Annotated in this window: 12 protein-coding genes and 1 CRISPR repeat array; of the genes, 3 read left to right on the top strand and 9 right to left on the bottom strand. The window is 66.1% G+C overall.

All coding sequences use genetic code 11. The features are described from left to right. Positions 1 to 49: 49 nt before the first annotated feature. Positions 50 to 682 (bottom strand): TetR/AcrR family transcriptional regulator, encoded by a 633-nt coding sequence (locus tag DFR69_RS15820; RefSeq protein WP_110038339.1) that lies wholly within the window; start codon positions 680 to 682, stop codon positions 50 to 52. Between the two features lie 201 nt (positions 683 to 883). On the opposite strand from DFR69_RS15820, the gene DFR69_RS15815 reads away from it, so the two are divergent. From DFR69_RS15815 to DFR69_RS15805, 3 genes are read left to right on the top strand one after another with little or no spacing between them, the layout of a single operon-like run. Beyond that, positions 884 to 1,789, top strand: coding sequence for an oxygenase MpaB family protein (locus DFR69_RS15815; RefSeq protein ID WP_110038338.1), 906 nt, complete (start codon positions 884 to 886; stop codon positions 1,787 to 1,789). Then, entirely contained in the window at positions 1,786 to 3,246 is a 1,461-nt protein-coding gene (locus DFR69_RS15810) for an aldehyde dehydrogenase family protein (protein ID WP_110038337.1), read from the top strand. The genes DFR69_RS15815 and DFR69_RS15810 overlap by 4 nt, the downstream gene beginning before the upstream one ends. 11 nt (positions 3,247 to 3,257) lie before the next feature. Then, on the top strand, positions 3,258 to 5,033 hold the full coding sequence (locus DFR69_RS15805) for an AMP-dependent synthetase/ligase (protein ID WP_110038336.1): 1,776 nt from the start codon (positions 3,258 to 3,260) through the stop codon (positions 5,031 to 5,033). Positions 5,034 to 5,923: 890 nt separating this feature from the next. Next, positions 5,924 to 7,968: direct repeats of the CRISPR family, unit length 29 nt; unit sequence GGGCTCATCCCCGCTCGCGCGGGGAGCAC. Between the two features lie 118 nt (positions 7,969 to 8,086). Here DFR69_RS15805 and cas2e read toward each other — a convergent pair. The 8 genes from cas2e to cas3 are packed head-to-tail and all read right to left on the bottom strand — an operon-like array spanning position 8,087 to position 16,962. Beyond that, positions 8,087 to 8,467: a type I-E CRISPR-associated endoribonuclease Cas2e gene (cas2e, locus tag DFR69_RS15800; RefSeq protein ID WP_110038335.1), complete on the bottom strand. Its 381-nt coding sequence runs from the start codon at positions 8,465 to 8,467 to the stop codon at positions 8,087 to 8,089. Then, positions 8,461 to 9,423, bottom strand: coding sequence for a type I-E CRISPR-associated endonuclease Cas1e (cas1e, locus tag DFR69_RS15795; protein WP_208643980.1), 963 nt, complete (start codon positions 9,421 to 9,423; stop codon positions 8,461 to 8,463). Before cas1e ends, cas2e begins: the two co-directional genes overlap by 7 nt. Beyond that, complete coding sequence (cas6e, locus tag DFR69_RS34850; protein ID WP_208643979.1) at positions 9,420 to 10,106, bottom strand: type I-E CRISPR-associated protein Cas6/Cse3/CasE; 687 nt, start codon at positions 10,104 to 10,106, stop codon at positions 9,420 to 9,422. The genes cas1e and cas6e overlap by 4 nt, the downstream gene beginning before the upstream one ends. Beyond that, on the bottom strand, positions 10,106 to 10,813 hold the full coding sequence (gene cas5e, locus DFR69_RS15790; RefSeq protein ID WP_110038333.1) for a type I-E CRISPR-associated protein Cas5/CasD: 708 nt from the start codon (positions 10,811 to 10,813) through the stop codon (positions 10,106 to 10,108). Before cas5e ends, cas6e begins: the two co-directional genes overlap by 1 nt. Beyond that, entirely contained in the window at positions 10,810 to 11,928 is a 1,119-nt protein-coding gene (gene cas7e, locus DFR69_RS15785; protein WP_110038624.1) for a type I-E CRISPR-associated protein Cas7/Cse4/CasC, read from the bottom strand. Before cas7e ends, cas5e begins: the two co-directional genes overlap by 4 nt. Before the next feature lie 5 nt (positions 11,929 to 11,933). Next, positions 11,934 to 12,587 carry a type I-E CRISPR-associated protein Cse2/CasB gene (gene casB, locus DFR69_RS15780; RefSeq protein WP_110038332.1) on the bottom strand — a complete coding sequence of 218 codons (654 nt, stop codon included), beginning with the start codon at positions 12,585 to 12,587 and terminating at the stop codon, positions 11,934 to 11,936. Then, positions 12,584 to 14,212: a type I-E CRISPR-associated protein Cse1/CasA gene (gene casA / locus DFR69_RS15775; protein WP_110038331.1), complete on the bottom strand. Its 1,629-nt coding sequence runs from the start codon at positions 14,210 to 14,212 to the stop codon at positions 12,584 to 12,586. The genes casB and casA overlap by 4 nt, the downstream gene beginning before the upstream one ends. Next, a complete protein-coding gene (gene cas3 / locus DFR69_RS15770) occupies positions 14,209 to 16,962 on the bottom strand; it encodes a CRISPR-associated helicase Cas3' (RefSeq protein ID WP_208643978.1) in 2,754 nt (917 codons plus the stop codon). Before cas3 ends, casA begins: the two co-directional genes overlap by 4 nt. Positions 16,963 to 16,965 lie beyond the last annotated feature (3 nt).

The following is a 16,965-nucleotide window of genomic DNA, read 5'->3' as shown; positions in this document are numbered from 1 at the left end:
CACAACGGTGTGGCTGCTCGCTGAGAGCAGCTCGCCATCAGCTGCGATATCACAGCGACTGTCGGCGCAGCTCCTCGTCGAACTCCGCGCCCGCCAGACGAATCCCCAGCACCGTCAACATCCGGATGAACTGTTCATCACCAAGGGCGAGGTCCCCGCGCAGCCACCGGTCGAGGACCTCGGTGGTGCCGGCGACCATCAGCATCGAGGTGGCCGACGCGCGGGGATCGGCGGGATCGCCGAGCAGCACTTCACGCACCAGCAGGGGCGTGAACTCATCGACCATCTGCCGACGGGCCTGCGCCAGCGCGCCGTTGCCGGGCGCCTCGGTGTACAAACGCGCGACCCGCCGATCAGACGTGAAGGTCCGCACGAGCACCCTAGCCGTGCGCTCCACCCGCTCCTCGACACAGCTACATGCCGACAACTCGGCAGCAAGCTCGCGACCCATCGGGCTGAGTGCCTCACCGAAAGCTGCGACCAGAACTGCGTCGCGGTCACGGAAGCTCTCGTAGAAATAGCGTTTCGACAGTCCCGCCCGCGCCGCGATCGCCTCGACCGTGATATCAGCGACGCCGGACTCCGCCACCAGATCCAAGCACGCTTCGAGCACACGCTGGCGCCGCTCCCGCAGCCGCGTCTGCGCAGCAACACCGCGATACGGCCGCACCACACCGGTCACAGATCAACCTTGACACGGCCCCGTTCCTCATCGCAAGGCGCCCCAGATCGCGCCTCATCCGCGGGCCGACAGCCGTTCCAGGCACGGGGACGAAAAGTTGTCGACAAATCTTGACACGGAACCGTTCCTATTTGCACACTGAAAGTAGGAACGGTGCCGTACCTACATTCATCGGTGCGGCGTGATGCGCGGAGGACAACGATGTCGACAACCCCCCTGATGGCCCGCCGGTTGGTATCGGGACGAGCGATCGCCCAGCGGCTCGCAGAACTGGATCCGGTGCTCGACAACGAGGAGGCGACTCACCTCAGCCTCGAAGTCCGCTACGGCGACGCGATCTTCGCGCATGCGGCGTACACCGTCGCCTTCGCACGCCAAGTCGCGATCCCATCCATCGCGCGGATCGTGTATCGCACCGGCAACGGCGACATGATGCACGACGTCCGACGACGCAACGACGACACTCTGCTGTTCTTCGGCGAAATGATGCGACACGGACACTCCAGCGCCCGCGGCCGCGCCGTCATCGATCGCATGGAACAGATCCACTCGCGCTTCGGCATCACAGATGACGACAAGCTCTACACCCTCGCATCGCTGGCATTCGAAGGATGCCGCATCACCGACCAGCTCGGACTCGACGTATTCACCGCCGTCGAACGCGAGGCGCACTACCAGTTCTGGCGCGGCGTCGGCGAATACATGGGCCTCACCGTTCCCGGCACCCGTGCCCAGTTCCTCGCCTGGACTCTGAACTACGAGACCTCCTACTCCTACACAGAAGGCGGGCGAGCACTGGTAGATCAGCTCTTCACCGACTGGCACACCCGCTGGTTCCCCCGCCGAACCCGGGAACTCGCCGACAACATCTTGCTGACGCTGTTCACCGCTGATCTGCGTGCCGTACACCGACTTCCCGATCCCTCACCCACGGTCCGGCGATTGGTACCACCGGCCGCCGGCATGTATCTGCGGCTGCAGGCAACGCGACCCCACCGACCACACAGGTCGTGGTCGGACCACTTCGGCACCCGCCATCCACGCCCACTCGACGTGCCCACACTCGGCCACCGCCCCCGCAACACGAAGAAGGCGGCAGACCGGTGACGACTCACATCGACAGCCTGGACCCGGCTACGGGCCAGGTACTCGGTCGTATCCCGGTGATGAGTGCGGACGAGGTTCGCGCGGTCACCGACCTCGCGCGTGCGGCCGCTCCGTGGTGGCGCGATCAGGGATTCGATGGCCGACGACGACGTCTGATGGCGTGGCGACGCTACATGGCGCGACACGCCGAGGAGATCATTGCGCTGCTGCACGCGGAGAACGGCAAACCGCGTCCCGACGCCGCGCTCGAGCTGCTGCTCACGCTCGAACACATCGCATGGACGGCCGAGCACGCCCGCACGGTACTGCGACCGACCAAGCGGACGCCGGGCATGCTGACCCGAAACTTCTCCGCGCAGGTAGAGCGTCTGCCATTCGGCGTGGTCGGCGTGATCGGGCCGTGGAACTATCCGCTCTACACCCCGAACGGGTCAATCGCCACCGCCCTTGCCGCAGGCAACACGGTGGTGTTCAAGCCGAGTGAGTACACGCCGCTCGTCGCTCGCTGGTACACCGACGCGTTCGCACGCGCTAACCCGGATGCGCCGAAAGGCGTGGTGGCGCTCGTCACCGGCGCTGGAGCCACCGGATCGGCGCTGTGCAACGCCGGAGTCGACAAGATCGCCTTCACCGGATCGACCGCTACCGGCAGAAAGGTGATGGCGTGTTGCGCTGAACACCTGGTGCCGGTCACCCTCGAGTTGGGCGGCAAGGACGCCGCAATCGTCGCCGCCGATGCCGATATCCCGGCCGCCGCCGAGGCTATCGCCTTCGGCGCGATGGGCAACGCCGGCCAGACCTGCGTCGGCATCGAGCGCGTCTACGTCGAACGTCCCGTGCGGGAACAGTTCCTCGCCGAACTCACCACGGCTCTGCGCCGCGTGCACCCCGGCGTCTCGTACGGCCCGATGACCATGCCCGGCCAGATCGAGATCGTCCGCCGACACGTCGAGGACGCGATCACCGCCGGTGCAGACACCGCGTTGGGGGGACTCGACAGCATCGGCTCTCGATACATCAACCCGATCGTCCTGGTCGACCCGCCGCATTCCAGTGCCGCGATCCAGGAGGAAACCTTCGGGCCTACTGTCACAGTCACCACGGTGGACTCCGTCGACGAGGCCGTTCACCTCACCAACGATGTGAGCTACGGCTTGGCCGGTGCAGTGTTCTCGCGTCATCACGCACTCGACATCGCCCGCAGGCTCGACGTCGGACAGATCTCGACCAATTCCGTACTCGGTTTCGCCGCCATCGCCGCACTTCCGTTGGGCGGCCGCGGCGAAAGCGGCTTCGGCAGAATTCATGGGCCCGAAGGCCTACACGAATTCACCCGTACCCGCGCCATCGCCACGCAACGCTTTGCGATCCCCGGAGTACACCTCCTCAGTTTCCGCCGACCGGACTGGCTCAACCAACTCCTGCCCCGACTCATCACCTGGCTGCACGGCCGATAGGAACCACACCAATGAATACCATTTCGCAGAGCATCGACACCGTGTGCGCCGCCTTCCAGCTCACCAAGACCGTCGATCCGGGCGCGGTCGCAATCCGGACACCACAGGACGTGATCAGCGTGACCTGGCACGAGTACGACCGGCGCGTGCGTGCTGTGGCCGAAGGGCTGCACGCTTACGGCGTCCGCCCCGGCGACGTGGTCGCGATGATGATGCGCAACCGGCCAGAATTTGCGTGGATCGACTGCGGCGCAATGCATCTCGGCGCCACCACGCTGTCGGTTTACAACACCTCCGCGCCTGAACAACTTGCCTACGTCCTCGAGCACTCCGGCGCCCAGGTCCTGCTCTGCGAGCAGGCGATGCTCGACACCGTCCAGCACAGTGGGGTGCGTGTCGAGCACCTGGTATCGGTCGAGGGGCCCGACCCCCGTGCCGACCTGACCCTCGAAGACCTCCAAGCGACGACATCTCCAGGATTCGATTTCGACGCCACCTGGCGCAACGTCCGACCCGATGACACCGCCACCCTGATCTACACATCGGGAACCTCGGGCACTCCCAAGGCCGTCCCGATTTCACACTCCAACATCATGGCCGCCGCACAGGCCATCGGCGAGGTCGTGCCGATGCACTTCGGCGACAGCATCACCTCCTTCATGCCCGCCGCCCACATCGCCGACCGAGTATCGACCCTCTACTGGATGGCGATCCACGGCATCCAAGTCACCTACGTAGACGATCCCAAATTCATCCTTCCCGCACTGGTGGACACCCGACCCACCCTATGGTTCGCTGTCCCGAGGATCTGGGAGAAATTCCGCGCAGCACTCGAAACACTCATCGACTCCGAGACGGACGACGAGGTGCGGGAAACCTCCCGCCGAGCAATCGAATTCGGCCGCCAGACCATCCGCGCTCGACAAAACGACAGCCAACCACCCGTGGTGAGCGACGTCGAGCGCCGCCACCTGGAGAATATGCTCTCGCGGCTGCGGGCCACTCTAGGGCTCGACCGCACCCGCGCTGCCGTGTGCGGTTCCGCTCCTATCGCAGCGGACACTCTGGAGTTCTTTTCCGCCCTGGGCATTCCGATCATCGAGGTTTGGGGCATGACCGAGACCACGGGCATCGGAACCATCAATCCGCCGCACAGTAATCGCCTCGGAACAGTCGGCATCGCGATGCCAGGAAACGAAATCCGCCTCGCAGACGATGGAGAATTGCTGATCCGAGGGCCGGTGTGCTTCAGCGGATACCGCGGTGCGCCCGAGCTCACCGGGGACGCTCTCGACGCTGACGGCTGGGTGCACACCGGAGACATCGCCGAGATCGATGACAACGGCTACGTACGAATAGTCGATCGCAAGAAAGAGATACTGATCAACGCGGCCGGCAAGAACATGTCACCAGCCCATATCGAGAACACCATCAAAACGGCCTGTCCGCTCATCGCCTGCATCACTGTCATCGGCGACGGAAGGCCCTTCAACGTCGCACTGATCACCCTCGACCCGGACGCGGCGATCGCAGCCGCGCGACAGCTGGGGATCGCAGACCACTCCCTCGCCACCCTCGCCTCGAACTCACAGATCCACGAGATCGTCGCCGCGGGTGTCGACAAAGGCAACGCATCACTGTCCCGGGTCGAACAAATCAAACGACATATCATCCTCAACGCATCGTGGGACCCGGGCGGCGACGAACTCACCCCCACAATGAAACTACGACGCAAGCAAATCACCGAGAAGTATCGCGACCACATCGAGTTCCTCTACAACGCATGAGCTGCCACCGCAGACACGTGCTGCATGAATCGAACCCTTGACCTTCTCCATTCGGGGTTTCTCTCGGGGATCGTCATCGGGCGCACGGTAGCGAACTCGACACCTCGGTTCTCCGGGGCAGTGCGTCTCGCCTCAGCCGATTGCTCACCGAGGCGAGACCTTCCCCTGCGTTCCTGCACCGCCGCCACGGCGCAGGCGTGATCCAGCGTGTGCATCGCAAGATCGTGCATGTGGAAGCCTCGCCCAGCACGCTCGAATGCGCGAGCCCACATCACACGAGCACGGGCCAGAACTGTTTACACGCACTGCCTGTTCCGAGATGGATGGCCTCGTCCAGGGCACCGCCACCGGGCGCCTACCCGTTCCGTTCACACCCTCCGGTACCGCCGTCGATGCGCACTCCCCTGCGGGCAGTTTTGCCTACCAACTCGACGGCGGACGACCACTCCGAGGAGCGCGGCTTCGAGGCACTGGACACCTGATCAGATTCGAACTGTGAAGTTTGGCCAAACCACGTCAAATCTCCGAGGACGAGAAAACCCCCTCCGACCCAGGTCAGAGGGGGTTTTCACTGTCGGGCTGACAGGATTTGAACCTGCGACCACCTGGCGACGGTTCCGATCAGCTCAAACGTACCTATTGCTACCCAATACTATTGGTAATCAATGCACTTCGCGTCAAGGACGTGCTGGCAGGCACCCATCAGTTCCCGTCGATTCCGGCCAATAGTGTGTGTTTGTTGTGTGTGGGTTGCATGAGCCCAAAGACTCTTCCCCGCTCGCGCGGGGAGCACCCTCAGCGCCTGAATCGCCGCCCCGAACGACTCGGGCTCATCCCTGCTGCCGAGGAGCACCTCGCCGCGATCGGTCGGCCACCTCTATCGCAATCCGGGGCTCATCCCCGCTCGCGCGGGGAGCACCGCTGTGTACCGGTGCTGAGCCATCCCTCTTCGGGCTCATCCCCGCTTGCGCGGGGAGCACGGCAACAACGTCGGCCCTACCCTGGGCCCGCTGGGCTCATCCCCGCTCGCGCGGGGAGCACACGCGGCCACCAAGCATCGCCGTTGGTGGCTGTGGCTCATCCCCGCTCGCGCGGGGAGCACTGCACGTCGCGGCGGTAGTTCACGCCCAGGTAGGGCTCATCCCCGCTCGCGCGGGGAGCACTCTGGCCCGAGAGGCAGGAATCCAAAGTATGGGGGCTCATCCCCGCTCGCGCGGGGAGCACATCGACCACATCGGCGCCAACGCACCCGCCGAGGGCTCATCCCCGCTCGCGCGGGGAGCACCGTGGGCGCCGTCCACCGAGGTGGACGAAGCTGGGCTCATCCCCGCTCGCGCGGGGAGCACCCGGTCATCGCCCACACGCGAGGCCGGCCCGAGGGCTCATCCCCGCTCGCGCGGGGAGCACCGCTTCCCCACCATCGCGATGTGGGTCCGGTGGGGCTCATCCCCGCTCGCGCGGGGAGCACCGGGGCGGTTCCACGCCGAAGACCTCGGCAAGAGGCTCATCCCCGCTCGTGCGGGGAGCACATGCTGTCCACCGTGATCCACGACCGGAGCGAGGGCTCATCCCCGCTCGCGCGGGGAGCACAGCCTTGCGCTTGTCCTGTTCAAGCTGACGTTGGGCTCATCCCCGCTCGCGCGGGGAGCACGACAGCCCCAGCAGCATGTCGCGGGCGAACCCGGGCTCATCCCCGCTCGCGCGGGGAGCACTGTGTGCCTCCTCGGCTGAGCGCGTCGTGTAGGGGCTCATCCCCGCTCGCGCGGGGAGCATACGGTGGCGGATTCGATCCATGACGTATCGACGGGCTCATCCCCGCTCGCGCGGGGAGCACTCAGCGCTACACCGTCGACGGCAAGGCGTACATGGGCTCATCCCCGCTCGCGAGGGGAGCACTCAGGGCGATGCGCGCTTTCGCGGCGGCCTTGGGGCTCATCCCCGCTCGCGCGGGGAGCACACCAGCAGCCCTGTCGGAACCAAGGCGCAAGCGGGCTCATCCCCGCTCGCGCGGGGAGCACATGACCGGCGGCGTGCTGGCGGTCGGCGACACGGGCTCATCCCCGCTCGCGCGGGGAGCACTCGTGTGCGACCTCGACGCCGATCAGGACTCGGGGCTCATCCCCGCTCGCGCGGGGAGCACTCCTCGGCACCACTGCAGGTTGCCGACAATCCGGGCTCATCCCCGCTAGCGCGGGGAGCACCATCCAGTCGCGCACGCCCTTGGACAGTTCGACGGGCTCATCCCCGCTCGCGCGGGGAGCACTCCGTCGACCGATACGAGCCAACAGGCGAAGCGGGCTCATCCCCGCTCGCGCGGGGAGCACGTAACCCAGACCGACTTCGGAAGCTGTTGGCTGGGCTCATCCCCGCTCGCGCGGGGAGCACTCGGTGGCGACGTACCAGCCGATCAGCGATTCGGGCTCATCCCCGCTCGCGCGGGGAGCACAAGACCAGCGACTCCTCAAGCCTGGGAACGTCGGGCTCATCCCCGCTCGCGCGGGGAGCACCGCCACCGCCACAACAGTCAGGGCCTGCCGCTGGGCTCATCCCCGCTCGCGCGGGGAGCACTCTTCCGGAGTGGAGCCCGAGGCTGGCCTGGTGGGGCTCATCCCCGCTCGCGCGGGGAGCACCGCTGCCGCAGCCGCTGCAGGCGATCCTGCTGGGGCTCATCCCCGCTCGCGCGGGGAGCACAGGGCGTTGTCCAGGCCGATGGCAAGCTCTCGGGGCTCATCCCCGCTCGCGCGGGGAGCACGGCGGCAAAGTCGCCGCGAAGCCACACCGGTGGGGCTCATCCCCGCTCGCGCGGGGAGCACGGGCCCTCGGTGAGGGTGTTCTCGGGGTGCGGGGGCTCATCCCCGCTCGCGCGGGGAGCACGCCGACCCCGGCACCGTCCAACGTGTCGTGCAGGGCTCATCCCCGCTCGCGCGGGGAGCACACGAACTGACCTGCGGCGATACAAGCCACACAGCCAATTCTCATTCACTTTCGAACGATCGTCTGGCCACGCACCGAAGATCGCACCGCCAGCACGCCCAGTTGAGTTCAGACACAACCTAACCCTCTCCGTCGCTCCCAGACTGCTGGCGCTTCGCCTGATGCGCACGACGATAACGACTCGCCTTGCTCCATCCCGGCCGTGCCCCGCCACCGCTGCCGTCACCAGCGTGCGGCCGAAGCATCAGGTGAATGCCGTCGATATCGATCGGTTCCCAGTCATGTCTATGGGTCTTGAACGCCAGGCGCTGTTCGCCACGGGTGGTGTGAATCATGATCGCGCGACCGTCTTTACACAGTTCGAGCACCCGTTGCCAGGCGAGATCTCGTACCCGAGCACTGACCACACCCACGAACACACCCGGACTGACCTCGAGGAACCAACGAGTGAGGTGACCGCGGAGCCCTGCCGGGCATGCGGTGAGGACCAGCACTACCACGGTGGGTCCTCATCAACATACGAAATACCCGCCGCCAGGTTGCCTTTGCGGTCCCACAACTCCACGACGTCGCTGTCCCACTCCTCAGCGTCACCGCCATGTGCAGGAAGGAGCAGTGTGTAGATGTCGGAACAGCAGCGCGCCAACAAGTTCCCTTCGTGCACCGCATCACGGACCGCGCGCCGGGTGACTCCCCCGACGTCGTCGCCACCTTCCGCCGCGATCATCGCCGCCGCATCGAATGCCGCGGGGATCGCATAGTCGGCTTTGTAGAGGTCGGCCAGGTCAAACACGAACGACCGCTCGTGACCGGTGTGCACGAATCCCAGTCCAGGCGCGCAACCGAGCGCGACGATCACCGCGTGCGCCACTCCATACAGGCAGGTGGTCGCCGCCGAGAGGGCCTGATTGACCAGATCGGAGGAGCCGAAGTCGTTCGGGTTGTAGTCACGGCGTTGCCATTCGACACCTGTCCGTTGGGCGTGCTCGCGGTAGATGCGGCGCACGCGCGCGCCTTCGCGACCACGCAGTTGCTGCATGGTCAACCCGGCGACGTCCTCACCGGGGAACCGCATCTCATACATCTGGCGGGCGATCCGCAAACGGCTGGTCTGGTTCGACACGGCCGCGGCTTGTGCTTCGAGCAGCCGCGAGCTGCGTGCCAGGGACCGGCCGTGCGCGTAGTAGCGCACGCCTCGCTCCCCCACCCACACGACGGTCGATCCACTTTCGGCGAGCAGCATCATCGCCTGATGGGTGACCCGGGTGCCCGGGCCCAGCAGCAGCGCCCCGATCGCCGCGGCGGGAATGTGTACGACGCCGCGTTCGTCGGTGGAGGTGATCGCGTTCGCGTCTCGATGCACCGTGGCGCGTTCGAGGTAGATGAACGACAGCCGATCCCGCGCCCGGACCAGTTCCCCGATCCGGGGCGGGCGTGTTCCGGGGATGTCTTTCACACCGGTGCCAGGGTGAGAAGCCCGCAGCCGTATCCCTTCGCGCGCCCGATCCCACCGATCAGTGCCGCGCGGAGACGGTGGGGGTCGGTGACTTCGAGGGTGCCTTCGAAGGTCGCGGTGGACAAAGCGACCGTGTGTGTTCGGCGTTGGAAGCTCACCGATCTGCGGTCGGTGATGATCACGTCGGGTTCCTTGCCGTCCCCACTGAGTACTTGGCCGAGCTCGAACCCGTGATCGGCTGCTTTGCGCTGCAACCATTGCAGCTGGCCGGTCGAGTCGAGGCCGACTGTCTTGCCTCGCTCGGTCGGGTCGTTGCGGTCGCGGTCCATTGCGCGGCGCACGGGGTTGGCGGTGAGCCGGAAATGCCAGCGCTGGCCGACAGCGAGATCGTCGAGCAGGTCCCGATAGTCGCGCGTGGCCCAGGCACTGGTGGTCGGCCAGCCCGCCTGCTCGACCACGTGGGTGAAATCCGGTCGGTGGGGCGAGACGACGTACAGGTGAATGTTGTTGTCGGTGCGGTCGATTCGCCACAACACCCGACCTTCTGCGGGATCGCCTGTCGCGTCGCCGGGTTCCGAGGGTGGGAAGGCAGCCATCACTGCGGCGTGGGTGACCTGTGGGGAGGTGAGGAACAGGCGGGTGCCTTGACGGGCGGGGTTGAGCGGTACTCGCGACAAATACATCAGGCACCTCCCAGCGCGGCGAACGGATCATGTCGTGTGGCGCCGTCGGGATTGGCGATCTCGACCGCGGCCGAGACCACACACCGCCACCCGTACTCGCGACGCTGCGGATCGAAATCGACTGGCACGTCGCGGACGCGTTCCTGCAGGGCCTCGTCGGGATCACCCGGCAGCAGGTCCCGGTAGATCGACAGATGCACCGTCGCGGGCTGGCGCTTGCGATACCACGGGGACGCCTGCCACTGTGTGGTCGCCAAAGCATCGGTCAGGGTCTGGTCGGTGACCTCACCGAGCGGCAGCGGTTCGGTGACCGGGCAGGACCGGCGACCCAGGTAGAGCGGGAACGTCGGCGCCCGCAGGGCGTCCCGGATGCCTTCCAGCAGCTGACGTTCACCAGCGATCGCGGCCACGAACACCGCGTCAGCGAGGTAGTAGCGGTAGGACAGTGGGTAGCTGTCGCGGCCGTCGAGGCTGCGTGCGACCTGGAAGTCCCGCACGAGCGAGCCCTGCTGGTCGATGCGGACCCCGAATCCCAGCCCGATCAGTTCTTCTTCGATCGGGTCGGTGCGGCGGCGGCCCTGCGCGGCGCAGATCAAGCCCAGTACGCCGCTTTTGGATGGGTACTGCTGGGTTTCGCGGCGGGTGAACCGACTCGCCACACCCCACGACTGCAGGGGCGCGGCGAGTTTGAGCAGCAGGACACTCACGATGCCCTGCCGAGGGCCTCACGCACCTGCGCGGCGACCTGGTCGACAACGGCGGTCAGGGAGGCGGGGGTGGCCAGTTCGTTCAGTGCTTCCAGGTCGTTGGCCGCGGCCACGACGTAGTTGGTGGCATCGCTGCTGCCGTAGGCAGTTTCCAGCGCGTGGTAGCGGTGCACCAGTTGTTTGGCCGCACCGGCCGAGCGGGCGGTGCCGAGGGCATCGACGGGTGATTCGAACGCGGTGACCAGGTTGATCGGCTGGTCGGTGCGCACGCTGACCACGACCGCGTCGGGCAGGGTGCGGTTGGCGAAGGTGTTCTGCTTGCCGGTGGGCATGCTGCGCACGAACGCGGTCAGGAAGTTGGCGACCGCGACCGCGGTCGCTTCGTTGTCACCGAGGTTTTCGGCGAGCTGGGCCACGTTGACGGTGGCGTAGCGGTACAGGGTGGAGGAGTTGAATTCGACGACGCCGATCATTCCGGCGCCGGCGTTGTCGTCGGGGGCGCGGTCGTCGACGGCGGTGAAGTAGTCGAACTCGTTGTTGACCGAGTGCACGCTCAACGCGTGCGCGACTTGAGCGGCGGCGTCGACGTTGAGGTCGGTGGAGTCGGCGATCATCCGCCCGAACAAGGCGACGTCGATGCTGTCGGCGCCGTTGGCGGCGGCTTTGGCTGCGGCCTTGTCCGAGACTCCGGTGGTGGCGGTCTCGATCGCGAGCTGCGCGAGGCGGTCGATCTGGGTGGCGCTCAGAAACAGCAGGTACTTGGACTGTTCGAGCTGATCACCCGAATCCGTGCTGTCGTCGTCTTTGCCCTTCTTCTTGGGCTTTTCGAGCTTGATGCCGGCGTCTTTGAGCACTTGCGCGGCGGCGGCGGCTGGGTCGTCGACGGCGTTCCCGATGCGTTCGGCGATGAGTTCCACGACACGTTTGGTGCGTACACCCAGCGTTGCCGGATCGACCAGATCCCTGAACATCGTGCGGGTGGCGCGTTTCCATGCCTGGCTCGACACGCGGGCGCGGCGCACACCACCGTAGACGGCGGTCTTGGGGCTGCCGGTGTCGTCGCGGTTGATGTTGGACGGGGGCACGGTCTGCAGGATGTGGACGTCGACGAACATGCGGGTCACTGGTGGTCTCCGGTTTCCGAGGTGGCAGGAGTGGTGGTCGGTGCGGGGTTGCGGTGGTAGTCGCGACCCCACGACAGCAGAACCTGATCGGCGTAGCGCCCGGTGTCGAGCTTGTACAGATCGACTGCGAGGCGGGCGTAGTCCAGCGGGATCTCGTGGGCGCGGAGCTGGCCGATCAGCCCCCGCAGATGTGTCAGGCGCGCGTCGTGGTCGGTGGCGGTGCCGATGACATGGAATCGGGAACGCACCGCGTCCTCGGCCCCGGAGGAGGCACCGAGGCGACGCACCGCGGCGCCCAGACTGGCGTGATCACGCCGATGCATCGGCCTGGCGCGTGACTGCTGATGCAGAGCGTGGATCGTCATCGCGTCATAGGCCGCCGACTCCCACGCCGTCGGTTCCTCCGGCGCCGGCACGGGTCCGTAGGCGGAGTTCTCATACGTTGCTGGCGGAAGGCCTTGCAGGGTCAGCGCCCACAGGTCCGGGAGCCGCCCGGGTGGGGCGTTGAGTCCGCGGCGTAGCTTGGCCATGGCCGCCAATGCGTCGCTCTCGCGCCGGATGTAGGCGGCTTGGCGTCCCGAAATGCGCTGGTGGACATAGTCTTCCAGGGGCCCGTATTTGCTGGTGGTGGCCTGTGGTGTCGCGCTCACGTGAGGTCTCCGTCGTCATCGGTGGGTTCGAAGGCGCCCGGCACGGCTTTGCGGAGCTGGGTCCGGTAGATCAGCTGTGCCGCACCGGAGTCGAGCCAGCGGTTGTCGATCTCGCGCCCGACCCAGGCAGGCTTTCCCGCAGCGCGCAAGGCGTCGGCAGCGTGTTGATCGATGATCGAGCGCACGATCCGATGCCAGGCCCGGTACTGGTCGTCGAAGGTGTCGTTGCGCGGGTCCAGCCCGGCCAGCCAGCGCCGGAACGGCGCTTCCAGCGCGAAGTAGCCTTCTTCGCGGGCTCGGGCACGTGGCCCGTCCGGGTCGCCGCCGGCTGCCCGGACCAGGTTCGCGGTCAGCCCGGCCAGTGCCGACACCGCGCTGTCCGCGCTGGCGACGGCCCTGGCGGCGATCGAACGCAATGTGGGGTTCGACAGAAGCCCGACGCGGAACCCGATGGTGTCGTCGACGACTTCGCCGACGACGGACTGCTGGTTGATGTAATGCATTCCCACCGCGTGCAGGCGCACCGGATGCGCGGGGTCCAAGGCGTCGTCGTCGAGGAGGCGCTGGGCCCAGTGCACGACCCCGGCGGTGATGTCGTTGCCGGCTGCAGGTGCCGCGGCGAGGTCGTCGAGCATCGAGCTCATGCCGCGCCATAGTGACCGTTCCGGGTCGTGGGTGCGCGGGTAGTGGCGTGTGTTGCCGCCGGCTTTCTTGGTCTGGATGTCGCTGTATCGCCAGCCGCTCATCGGTTCGAGCAGGTGCTGATTGAATGGTTCGAGCGGATCCCCGTTACACAGCACCACCCCGGTGACGTGATCATCGGTAGCTACGAGCCGGATTCGTCGGCTCTGCCAGGTCGCCAGATCCGCCGGACCGGTCGGGACCGGGTTCTCGCGCACGCGGGGACCGTCGGGCTCGCGTTCCCACACCGGAAGGTCATCGCCTCGGTAGCGCTGCCCGTTGATGTCGAGCAGCACCAGGTTCAACAGCAGTGTTTCGCGCAAGGTGGCACCTTCGAGGAACACCCCGCCCAAGGCACCCGCGAAGCCGACGCCGATGGGGTAGCCCTTGTTGTTCTTCACCCGCGGATCCCCCACGGCGCCGGTCTTGATACCGGAGGGATCGAACCCGTGCGCGTGGACCAGCCACCGCGCGGCCTCGGCGAAGTCGATCCGCTGCAGATGCCGACCGGCACGGGTGGTGAAGTATTTCGCGCCGTTGGGCACGTCGGCGATCAGCTTGTCCAACGCACCCACCGCGTCACCGGCGGATTGCAGGCCCGCGATCTGGAAGAACGGAGCGACCGGATCGAACAGTTCAAACCGTGGCCGATGGGTGTCGAGGTAGGTGTCGATCTCGCCGGTCGGCAACGTGTCGAAATCCCACAACTGCGACCACACATCCACGGCCGACCCCGCCCGGGTGGCGAGACTGCGTCGCAGGATCGCCAGCAACAACCGCAGGATCGTGAACGACTGTGTGGGTACCTCACCGACGATCCCCGATAGCTCCGAGGCTCGGTGCAGGACCTGGCGAACAGAGAGCACGTCCGCAGTTGCAGTCCGGTCGACCACCTGGATCCACGGGTCGTCGACGAGGTTCAGCCCTGCTGTTGTCGCCGTCATCGCTGGGTGTCTGCTTCCTTGTTCGCTGTCACGACCAGCCCGAGTGCCGGGTCGTAGATCAACCGGTGCTGCGCCAGTTCGGTGGACAGATCCTCGTCGAGTTCGAGGACGAGTTCACCTGCCAGCCAATGTGATTGCTGCCAACCCGGGTAGTACGTGTCTTCCAGTGTCCGTAGCACGATGCCCATCCGGTTGTATCGAGTCAGGAAGACCGGGAGCCGGATGGTGCACTGTGCCAGCACCTTCGCTAGTGCCGGATCCGGACAGGAGTCGGTGGGGACAACGCGGCCGCCCATTTCCGGGATGGTGGGCAGCACCCGGATCTGGTCACCGACGCGGTGCACGACGATGGCTTCGATGCTGTCTTCGGCGTCGCGGACCTGCGCTTGACCGCCGACACCGTCGGCGTCGTCGCGTACACCGGCCACCAGCCAATCCCGAATCGTCGTGTTCTCGGTGTGCGGCGGGCCCAGCAGATAGTCACCAGCACGTTTGCGCTGATCAGCCACATGCAAAGCCCACGCCGACTCTGCCTCGGCGAACGCCTCTGCCCAACCTGCAGCAACACCGAAGCTGTCCGCGTAAGCGTGTGCCACCAGCCCCGGAATGTCGGCGGGAACGTCGACACCCGACTCACGGCGATCGGCCAGGACTGCTGCCGCACGTAGCAAACGCGCCCGGCCATAAACTTTTTCGCAGCCCTTGTCCAGTTTCGGGGGAACCGATCCCCATTCGGCGCCGCGGATCCAGCAGCCCGGATGACTCACCCGCGCGGGACGTCCCGAACGTGGATGGCGGTGCAGTCGGCCGATGCGCTGCAGCACCAGGTCCACCGGCGCCAGATCGGTCACCAACAGATCGACATCGATATCGAGAGACTGCTCGATCACCTGGGTCCCGATGACCACCAACCGCGCAGGTCTGTCCCCGCTACCCGGCGGGCCGAGCAGCCGACGCAACCGGCTCTCGTACCGTGCACGATCCACCGCCACGAACCGCGAATGCAGCAGCAGCACCTCACCCGGATCGAATCGACCGTCGGCGGTCATCACCTCGAACAGGTGCTGAGCACGAACGACGGTGTTACACACCACTCCCGCCGTGCCGCCCTCGGCGAGCGCCTCAGCCAACCTGTCGACCAACAGCTCGGCGTCGTCGTCGATGAAATCGAGTTCGATCCCCTCGATCGATCGGCCCGAGGCAGCAACAGCACACGACAGCTCAGGATTCGGCCACACCGAGATCGCCGGATATCCGGTCACAGTGACGGCAGCCTCGCCTGCCCCTCCGCGGCCACGCCGATAGGCCTCGAGCAGCGAATCACGCTGCGCGGGCGGCAACGTCGCCGACAACAACAGCACCGGAACACGGTAGGCACCGAGCCATTCCAGCACCCGACACAGGTAAGTCGACATGTAGCTGTCCGCGGCATGGACTTCATCGATCACCACGACCTTGTTCGCCAGACCGAGGTGCCGCAACATCACGTGACGAGCCTTGAGCGCACCCCGCAGCACTTGATCGATGGTGCCGACCACGAAATTCGCCAACGGACCTTTCTTCCCGACGAACCAGCCATGTGCCAGGACCGTGCTGTCGCCGCAGTCGGAACCGATATCGATGAAGCTGCGCCGCTTCAGCTTCGCATAATCCTCGTTCAACGCCGCCTTGCCGTGCGCCAGGACCATGCTGCCCGGAATTCCCGACACCGAATCCACCCACTGACGCACCCTGGCGAACATCGCATCCGAGGTCGCCATCGTCGGTAACGCAACGAATACCCCACCCGCACCGAATCTTTCAGCGAGTACTTCGGCAGCGAGCAACGCCGCCTCGGTCTTCCCCTCACCCATAGGCGCTTCGATGATCATCAACCCCGGCTCAGGCAACTCGCAGACGATCCGCAGGCATTCCTGCTGCAGGGGCCGCATCGGATCCTCACGAGCGAACCTCGATCGAAACAACTCCTGGCGGGCGGTTTCCGAGTCCGTCGCCGCGCCTGCCGGTGACCAGGAGTCGGGCAATCCGAGCAACGTCCACGCCTTGACGGCCTCGATGCTCGACACTCGCCGACTGTCGAGAGGGAACAGATCCTGGTTGCTGGCGATCCAGTCGGTCACGATCATCGCCCCGGTCAGCAGCACCTGCTGCACAGTCGACAACCTGACCACAGACCATGCGGCGATCCGATCCGCAGCACCGGTCCGTTCGGTCACCATCGACATCAGCTCACTGCGAGCACCATCCCACTCCGGGCCACCCCACAACGAACTCCCGCCGTTGGCGGCAACCTGAATCTGGCCTGCGGTCGCGGGGACACCGTGGTGGCTCCCGACGACGACCGCATACGTCGATGCCACCCGCTTCGACCAACCATGGCTGACGAGAAACTTCTCCATCGCGATCTGGCCGGCCAGTCCGTGCGGCAACAACTTTCGATCGACAGGCGCTCCTGTTACCGGCAGGCCGTTGCCGTGCATGTGGTCGAACAACTCCGGTACCTGACACGCAAACGCCGGAGTCAGCTTCCCGATGTCATGCAAACCAGACAACCAGCAGAACAAGATTCGCCCATCAGCCAACCCTCCGGGCAGGCTGTCAGCAAGCAGGGACCGAACATGGGCCGGTAACCAGTGGTCCCACACCAGGCCAGCAACCGCCGAGGAGTCGGCCGAATGCCGAAACAACGACAAGCTGGCCCCGGCACGATCGCTCTTCGCCCACGCAGACATCACCGCTGGTGAGACCACCAC

Origin of the sequence: Nocardia neocaledoniensis, assembly GCF_003182135.1 — a bacterium.
Lineage (GTDB): Bacteria > Actinomycetota > Actinomycetes > Mycobacteriales > Mycobacteriaceae > Nocardia > Nocardia neocaledoniensis.
This window is presented reverse-complemented; position numbering and strand designations above follow the sequence as displayed.